Below are 7,629 nucleotides of genomic sequence, written 5' to 3'. Positions count from 1 at the left end.
CCGCGCTTCGGTGCGGCACGGTCGGTCAAGAATTACCGGTGGGTTGGCGCACTCCACCGCTTGGGGGCAGTCAGGGCGGTAGGCGCGGCAGCATGGCTGCCGCACTCCACGCTACGCGAAACGTATATCTCTGCGTGTAAATAATGTTCAGGCTGGAGCGTGTCTACGTAGATTGATGAAAGAGCGTCCAGTCACTCTCACCCACAGCCGACGTGCTATGTAACGACAGCGCGTATAATAGGCGCGAGATTATCACCTACGGAGAGATTATGTCATTCCAACAGCAACTTGATGAAGCCATTACGGTTTTACAGGCATGCACGACTCTGGCACCGGCCATCGACCGGATCACAGAGCTGGTGGCCGATGCAATACTGAGCGGACATACGTTATACACTGCGGGAAACGGGGGAAGTGCGGCAGATGCTATGCATCTGGCCGAAGAGTTAATCGGACGATACCGCCATAACCGCCGACCATTGCCGGCTATCTGCCTGAACGCTGATGTCGGTGCGATGACGTGTATTGCCAACGACTTTGGCTACGATGAGGTCTTTGCCCGTCAACTGACGGCGTTAGGCAAACCCGGTGATGTGTTGGTCGTGTTCAGTACAAGTGGCAATTCACCAAACATCATTAACACGCTGAGTACCGCCCGTGCCAGAGGTATGATTAACATTGCCCTGCTCGGCAAAGATGGTGGTATGGCCCGTAATCTGGCCGATCACGCTCTGATCGTGCCGAGCCAGAACACTGCACGCATTCAGGAAGTTCACACCCTCGTTCTGCATGCCATTTGCGAGCAGGTCGAACAACGTCTTGCCAGTGCTAGCGAGCCATACGTTTGAGAGGAGTCTATGAACCGGATTCTTGTTACTGAAAAGATCGCTGCCGAAGGACTTGCGGTGTTGCGTCAGGCCGGGACAGTGGATGTCCGGCTTGATCTCGACAAACCGACGTTGATCTCGATCATTGGTGAATACGATGCCCTGGTTGTCCGTTCGGCGACGAAGGTCACCGCCGAGGTGATTGCTGCCGGTGAACGATTGCGCGTGATCGGGCGCGCCGGTACCGGGGTTGACAACATCGACGTTGAAGCGGCCACCCGACGCGGGATCATCGTGGTCAATGCCCCGGCCTCAAACAACGTTGCGGTTGCCGAACTGACGATTGGCCTGCTCATCAGCCTGGCCCGTCGCATCCCCCAGGCTCATGCATCGTTGCAGAGCGGACGCTGGGCACGGAACGACTTCGTCGGTTGGGAAGTTCGCGGCAAGACGCTCGGACTGGTCGGGCTGGGGCGAATTGGCTCGGAGGTGGCACGCCGGGCACGGTCGTTAGAGATGGAAGTGCTGGCGTATGATCCGGTCGTCTCGTTTGACCGCGCCGAACAACTGGGAGTTTCGCTGGTTACCCTCGACGAATTGGTGCAGCGGAGCGATGTGATCTCACTCCACGTCCCATTGATCGAAAGCACGCGCAATCTGTTCGATCAGCAGCGGATTATGCAGATGAAGCGGGGCGCTTACCTGATCAATGCCAGTCGCGGAGGGATCGTTGATGAAGTCGCGCTGGTTGAGGCGTTGAACAGTGGTCATCTGAGTGGCGCGGCGCTCGATGTATACAACCAGGAACCGCTACCGGCGGATAGCCCGCTGCTTGGTCATCCGAAGATCATCACTGTGCCCCATATTGGTGCATCAACCACCGAAGCGCAATTGAGCGCCGGGACTGAGATGGCGGAAGGCGTGGTAACTGCGCTGAACGGTGGCACACCACGCTATGCAGTGAATGCGCCCTTCGTGGCACCAGAGGCATGGAACGTCCTGCAACCGTACCTCAATCTGGGCCGCTTGCTCGGCACACTGGTCATGCAACTGGTTCAGGAGCCGGTGCGCAGCTACGATCTCGAATTGGGTGGTGAACTGGCCGACATGGACACCCAACCGGTACGACTCGCCGTCTTGCAGGGCTTACTGGCCGCCAGCAGCTCAGAGCGGATTACCCCGGTGAATGCACCGATTATCGCCCGCGAGCGTGGCGTGCGCATGACCGAACGAGTCTCGCCGGAAGCGGAAAACTACGCCGGTCTGATCACCCTACACGTGCAGACAGCGGAACGCACTCGCACATTCAGCGGTACTGTGTTGCGTGGCGAACCACACATTGTGCAAATGGACGGCTATTTTGTCGATTTTGTCCCGCAGGGATCACTCTTGATCACGTACCATCACGACCAGCCGGGCATGATCGGTAAAGTCGGGCAACTACTCGGTGCAGCCGATGTAAATATTTCGGGGATGTACGTGGGACGGCGCGCGCCCCGCGAGCGGGCAGTGATGGTCTTAACGCTCGATGAACCGGCACCACCGCAGGTGATGGAGCAGATAGCGACGATTCCAGGTATTCAGGCTGCGTTTAGTGTAGAGTTGTAAGCAACGAACGAATGAAAAAGGGGGCGGATGTTCCGCCCCCTTTCGGTTATGTTTCTCAGGCCACGCCCTCGGCTTCAGCCGGTGATCGCGACGGCTGCGCGAGTAACCGGCGATCAAGCCGGAACATCGTGATGATACCGAATACCTGTACCATGGCCAGCGCGGCCAGAGCAACGAAATAGACCGGCGAGAACTTCTCGATCAGACCGTTTTGCATCAGACCGACGTGCAGGAAAAACATCCCGAACACGAACAGTCCCACTGCCGGACAGATCAGGCCATACGCACCAGGACTGCGTGCCGGCCCGTTCAGATACGTTCGGAAATAACCTACCTGTCGCAGCACCGACAGCCCCAACAAACCTGCCAGCAGTTGCAGACTGAAGAACACCGCAGTGATTAGTAACCGATGTGGGGCTTCGATATGCAGTTCAAAGCCACTGTGCAGACCATGGCTGATACGCAACACCGCGATACCGATCAGCGTCAAAAACGGAATCGGCATCCAGAGGCTGGGACCAGCTTCCACGGCCAACCCATTCGTCAACATCGCCCGTGCTCCCAACACCAGCAGGATCAAAGCGATGACGACTGCCGCAGTAATGAAGAAAATTGACCCCAACATCGACAGACCAATCGTCAGTTTGACCGTGCTCATCGCCGCTGGTGCAGCCATTCCTACACCGACCATTGCGAAGGCAAACGCAGCCAACAATTGCATCAGGTTATTGTTGCACGTGCAATCGAAATGACCGTTCGCTAATGCCCGCCCGAAAATATCTGCAAACGTGCGCAGGGCCAGCACACCAATGAGGAGAAACGCCGTCATTGCGAAGGGGAACAGATATTCGACCACGTTCCACAAACCGGGCACGAAGACTGCACCGCTCACAAATGCCACATTAATCGTCATCGCCAGGGTTAGGGGCAGTGCCATCAACATTACCGCACCGTTCGTTTCACGGAGCTGGAGATAAGCACTGCTGCGACGAAAACGGCTAAATTCGCTCAGATTCCAGATGAGTGACTGGAGATGACGGATGGCAAAGATGGCCACACCGGCCAGGGCAATCAGCAAGAGCATTTGACCGATCACATCCGTCTTGGCCCATAAAGCAGCAATACTGTCGAACGTCACAATCGGCGTGTTCGGATGCGGAACGAGAAAGTTCAACCAGATGAAAAAGGTCACGGCTGTACCACTGTTACCGAGTGCCGCCAACCAATAGGTTGGTGTGTAGGGTTCACCCAGCGAGCGCAATCCCGTCAGACGAGCAACCACATGTCTCATGAGTTTGTAACCTCCTCCTTTTGTCAAGTCTTTTGCGACCTTTTGTCTATAATATGCAATGAATTGGGAAGAGGTTACACCGTCCAACCAATTAAATGGGGAACGGAGATACTGGCTTGCCGGTACTACCGTTTTGCCGCCGAAAGTGACCGCCGCCCCCGCATGACCGGACGATCAACCGGCAACGCGACCAACCAGAGCAGGGTGGTCATCGTGATTGCCGAGAGCAGACACCAGAGACAGGTCGCCCCAATCACAAATGGTTCGAGGAAGGTCAGGTAGAGCGAAACGAGTGTGCCGACCAGAACGAATCCAACCAATAACTGGCGGGCTACCCGCCAATCACGAACATAGTTAAGCATCCAGGCCCCAAGAATGGCCAGGTAGCCAGCTACGCCTACCAATCCGACCGGAACCCCTGCGATACGGGCATAAGGACTCTGGTGTACCAGATTACAATCGCCGATTGGGCCGCACACAGCGCTCTGCTGACTCAATTCAACCACGGCCAGATAACCGGCCAACACCAGACCAACAACCGCAAACACCGGTATGAGGCAATTGCTGGATGCCGGCAATGGCCGATCAAACGGCCAGCGCAGGCGTCGAACGGTGATGAAGATAACGATCATCATACCGGTTAGGACCAGTAACGCCAGCGTGTTGGCCGGATCGCGACTGAATGGGGAGGTAGAGGCGGATGGCAGTAATGGCATATCTGATTCAAGGCGGGTGACATACGGCTCAAGACCGGGAATGGGCGGCCACCGGCTTCCACCTGCGACCAGAGCTTGTTCGATCAAGCCCGGCAACTGCGCAGGAATTTCCGCACTACCGACCAGATGTACCTGCTCGAAAAAGAGCGCCGGTACCCCCAGGCGTTCACGCGGAATGGCAAAGGCGGTGATGGCCGCTTCGTACAGTGCCATGCCGTCGGGAGTTGTGACATCGATGGTTAGAATGTGCAACTGATCACCGTAGCGAGCTTGCAGGGGCGGTAAGACCTCATCTAACACCACGTGGCAATGAGGACAGGTGGGTGAGAAGAAGAGAACAGCCCACGCCACCGGTGGCTGGGCGAGGGCGTCAGGCAGCGACAACCATTCAACAATTACCAGCAGGCTACTGAGCAAGCCTACCCATAACCAACGTGTGCGCATAGGAACCTCTTCTGTTTGAGCGATTATCATGCATTGTATTGGTTGTTCAAGTCGCTTTGAAGCCTGAATTAACTAACAAACCGGTACACATTCCGCAACACAACCTGCCCATCCACCCTGCGAGGTCGACTTCAAGAGAGGCTACACCTGCCTGACTACCAACCAGCGTGGCGTCACCCATCTACAAGACGGAACGTGTGACATCGGCACGTATGAGCTTCAAGTGCAGCGGGTTTATCTTCCCCTGGTACTGAAACGGTCATGAGTCGGGCCAGCACGGTATGCATGGAGGCGTTTTGTAGACGCCTCCATGCCATGCTAAGAGGTATCACGATACAGCTATCTCCCAGCCGTTCAGGAGGGGGCAAGCTGCGGGACGATGATGGCAATGGCAGCTTCCTGGCCCGTCAACGACCGGAGGATAACGATGATGAGGTTAGCCGGCTTGCATGTAGACGTTTTGTAGACGCCTCTTGTGTATGCTGAGAGGTATCACGATACAGCTATCTCCCAGCCGTTCAGGAGGGGGCAAGCTGTGGAACGATGATTGTAATGGCAACTTTGTAGTACATCAACGACTGGAGGGCACACATGATCACAAAATTGTTTAGCCATCTGACGGGTGGATTCATCATGATCATCATCGGAGCAATCTTCGTCGGGGTCGGTCTCGTCGCTCGCGACTGGATGGTACCCTCATCACACCTCTCGGCAAGTGGGGTGGTTGTCGATCTGGACGAGGTGCGGAGTTCCAGAGGCAGCACCGGCTATAAGGCGTGGTGGAATTCACCACCAGTACGGGGCAGGTTGTGCGGTTTCAAGACCCGACAAACAGTAATCCTCCAGCCTATCGTCGCGGCCAGGAAGTGACCGTACTCTACGATCCGGAGAACCCTGAATTTGCGGTGATCGACTCGCCCTTCACCTGGCTGCCATCTACCGTGTTTATTGGCTTTGGTGGACTATTTGTGGTGCTGGGGATTTTTGCCCTGCTCAACTGGGTTCTCATCTTGTTGAAGCTGGACGGGATATTGGGCTGCTGGGTTTGCTGCTGCGACGATCCCGGTCGCCTGTGAGTCATTAACTACTTACTGCGCATTGCACAGGCATCTGATGCCACTTGTACGCAAGTCAGCCTATGTAATGCCGGGATAGAGGCGCATGGGTAAGACACAGAGATTGATCACCCCGCCTGCCTGTTCATTTCGGTATTGTTTGTGGCAGGCTGTTCATTATACTATTGGCAAAGATGTTCTCCTGCTGCACTGTGGATACAAATCACCAAAACCGGATGGATTGCTGAGCGTGTCAAGCACGCTGCTACAGCGACTACGATCGCGCCCACTCGTTCGACGTGATGTGTACACGTGCCGGTCGGAGCACCTGATACGAACACTGGGTATGGAAGCACGTCGCAATGGGAGGTGATGACGAACCAATTCTTCGCCAAACCCGCTGGTCAGCACCGGAACGTTCGCATTGTCGTCGGCACAAAGAAGGCAGCAGGAGATGGTGTAACCGTCATCAGGGCATTCGGTTGCTGTTCCTGTACGCAATCTTCATTTACCTAACAGCGCAGAAAGAGAGACATATGAACAACCATCATGGACATTTCTTCGCAAGACAGCAACGACTCGCCATCGGCTCATCGGGATTGCTGGTGTGCTTCTCTTAAGCGTTATCCTGATGATCGGCTCTGTTCAGGCTGCTCCCCTTGGTACAGCGTTCACTTACCAGGGCCAGCTTCAGAAGAATGGTAGTCCATACAACGGCACTTGTAGTTTCCAGTTTAGTCTATGGGATGCGGTCAGTGGCGGCTCGCAGATCGGGAGCACCCTTACCCAGACCGGCGTGACCGTCAGCAACGGCCTGTTCACGGTCACGCTGGATTCTGGTTCAGGCGCGTTTACCAGTGATGCGTGCTGGTTGCAGATCGCCGTGCAGTGCAGTGGCGATAGCGGCTATACGACCCTTTCCCCACGGCAAGCTTTGACAGCAGCGCCGTATGCGCAGTATGCGATGGGTACACCCGGGTGTCCCGGCCGGGTTTGCCGACAATGTGGACAACGACACCACGTATACGGCGGGGACGGGACTTTCCCTAACCGGGAATCAGTTCAGTGTGGCGTCAGCGTATCTGCTGCCGCAGAGCTGTGCCAACGGGCAGGTACCGCAGTGGAATGGCAGCGCCTGGGTATGCGCAACGGCGGCGATTGGCGACATCGCGGCGGTACATACCGGGGCTGGTCTGACCGGCGGAGGAGCTAGCGGGGATGTGACGCTGAGTGTGAACTTTGGGGGCAATAGCACAGCCAAGACGGTGGCGCGGTCTGACCATACCTACTGGGGGCAGTCGTGGACCGGAACCGGCACGGGACTCATCCTTTCCGGGGGAAACATCGGACTGGACGCCAGCGGCACCACCTACGGCGTATATGGCGAGAGCGCCAGCACATCGGGCACAGGCGTGTATGGCGTGACCAGCGCCACCAGCGGCACCACCTACGGCGTCTACGAACTGAGCGACAGCATCTCGGGCCGTGGCGTGGTGGGTTGGACCACTGCCGCCAGCGGCACCACCTACGGCGTATATGGCGAGAGCGCCAACACATCGGGCACAGGCGTGTATGGCGTGACCAGCGCCACCAGCGGCACCACCTACGGCGTCTACGGACTGAGCGACAGCATCTCGGGCCGTGGCGTGGTGGGTTGGGCCACTGCCGCCAGCGGCACCACCTACGGC

At 56.7% G+C, this 7,629-nt stretch carries 7 protein-coding genes and 1 pseudogene; 6 read left to right on the top strand and 2 right to left on the bottom strand.

What is annotated here, in order from left to right:
• Positions 1 to 269 precede the first annotated feature (269 nt).
• Together VAE55_RS19060 and serA are read left to right on the top strand one after the other, a co-directional pair.
• A complete protein-coding gene (locus tag VAE55_RS19060; RefSeq protein ID WP_322817298.1) occupies positions 270 to 848 on the top strand; it encodes an SIS domain-containing protein in 579 nt (192 codons plus the stop codon).
• Between the two features lie 9 nt (positions 849 to 857).
• A complete protein-coding gene (gene serA, locus VAE55_RS19055) occupies positions 858 to 2,435 on the top strand; it encodes a phosphoglycerate dehydrogenase (protein ID WP_322817297.1) in 1,578 nt (525 codons plus the stop codon).
• 55 nt (positions 2,436 to 2,490) lie between these two features.
• Here serA and VAE55_RS19050 read toward each other — a convergent pair whose 3' ends face one another.
• Together VAE55_RS19050 and VAE55_RS19045 are read right to left on the bottom strand one after the other, a co-directional pair.
• Positions 2,491 to 3,726: a TsoY family (seleno)protein gene (locus VAE55_RS19050; RefSeq protein ID WP_322817296.1), complete on the bottom strand. Its 1,236-nt coding sequence runs from the start codon at positions 3,724 to 3,726 to the stop codon at positions 2,491 to 2,493.
• A 125-nt stretch (positions 3,727 to 3,851) separates the two neighbouring features.
• Positions 3,852 to 4,886 (bottom strand): vitamin K epoxide reductase family protein, encoded by a 1,035-nt coding sequence (locus VAE55_RS19045; RefSeq protein WP_322817295.1) that lies wholly within the window; start codon positions 4,884 to 4,886, stop codon positions 3,852 to 3,854.
• Between the two features lie 151 nt (positions 4,887 to 5,037).
• Between VAE55_RS19045 and VAE55_RS19040 the strand changes: the two genes are divergently transcribed.
• The 4 genes and pseudogenes from VAE55_RS19040 to VAE55_RS19025 form a co-directional block, all read left to right on the top strand.
• Positions 5,038 to 5,151, top strand: coding sequence for a hypothetical protein (locus VAE55_RS19040; protein ID WP_322817299.1), 114 nt, complete (start codon positions 5,038 to 5,040; stop codon positions 5,149 to 5,151).
• A 368-nt stretch (positions 5,152 to 5,519) separates the two neighbouring features.
• The gene (locus tag VAE55_RS19035; protein ID WP_322817300.1) at positions 5,520 to 5,756 is read left to right on the top strand and encodes a hypothetical protein; all 237 of its coding nucleotides are present in this window, start codon (positions 5,520 to 5,522) and stop codon (positions 5,754 to 5,756) included.
• Entirely contained in the window at positions 5,663 to 5,962 is a 300-nt protein-coding gene (locus VAE55_RS19030) for a DUF3592 domain-containing protein (RefSeq protein ID WP_322817294.1), read from the top strand. The genes VAE55_RS19035 and VAE55_RS19030 overlap by 94 nt, the downstream gene beginning before the upstream one ends.
• A gap of 929 nt (positions 5,963 to 6,891) precedes the next feature.
• Positions 6,892 to 7,629 (top strand): annotated as a pseudogene (locus VAE55_RS19025) (hypothetical protein); the annotation flags it as partial.

It is taken from the genome of Chloroflexus sp., from assembly GCF_034432675.1.
Lineage (GTDB): Bacteria > Chloroflexota > Chloroflexia > Chloroflexales > Chloroflexaceae > Chloroflexus.
The sequence above is the reverse complement of the archived record's forward strand: the minus strand, read 5'-3'. Positions and strand labels throughout refer to the sequence as shown.

What these genes read in the sequence shown, in the direction of transcription:
- VAE55_RS19060 (WP_322817298.1), top strand. Translation starts at nt 270, where the DNA reads ATGTCATTCCAACAGCAACTTGATGAAGCCATTACGGTTTTACAGGCA.
- serA (WP_322817297.1), top strand. Translation starts at nt 858, where the DNA reads ATGAACCGGATTCTTGTTACTGAAAAGATCGCTGCCGAAGGACTTGCG.
- VAE55_RS19050 (WP_322817296.1), bottom strand. Translation starts at nt 3,726, where the DNA reads ATGAGACATGTGGTTGCTCGTCTGACGGGATTGCGCTCGCTGGGTGAA.
- VAE55_RS19045 (WP_322817295.1), bottom strand. Translation starts at nt 4,886, where the DNA reads ATGCGCACACGTTGGTTATGGGTAGGCTTGCTCAGTAGCCTGCTGGTA.
- VAE55_RS19035 (WP_322817300.1), top strand. Translation starts at nt 5,520, where the DNA reads ATGATCATCATCGGAGCAATCTTCGTCGGGGTCGGTCTCGTCGCTCGC.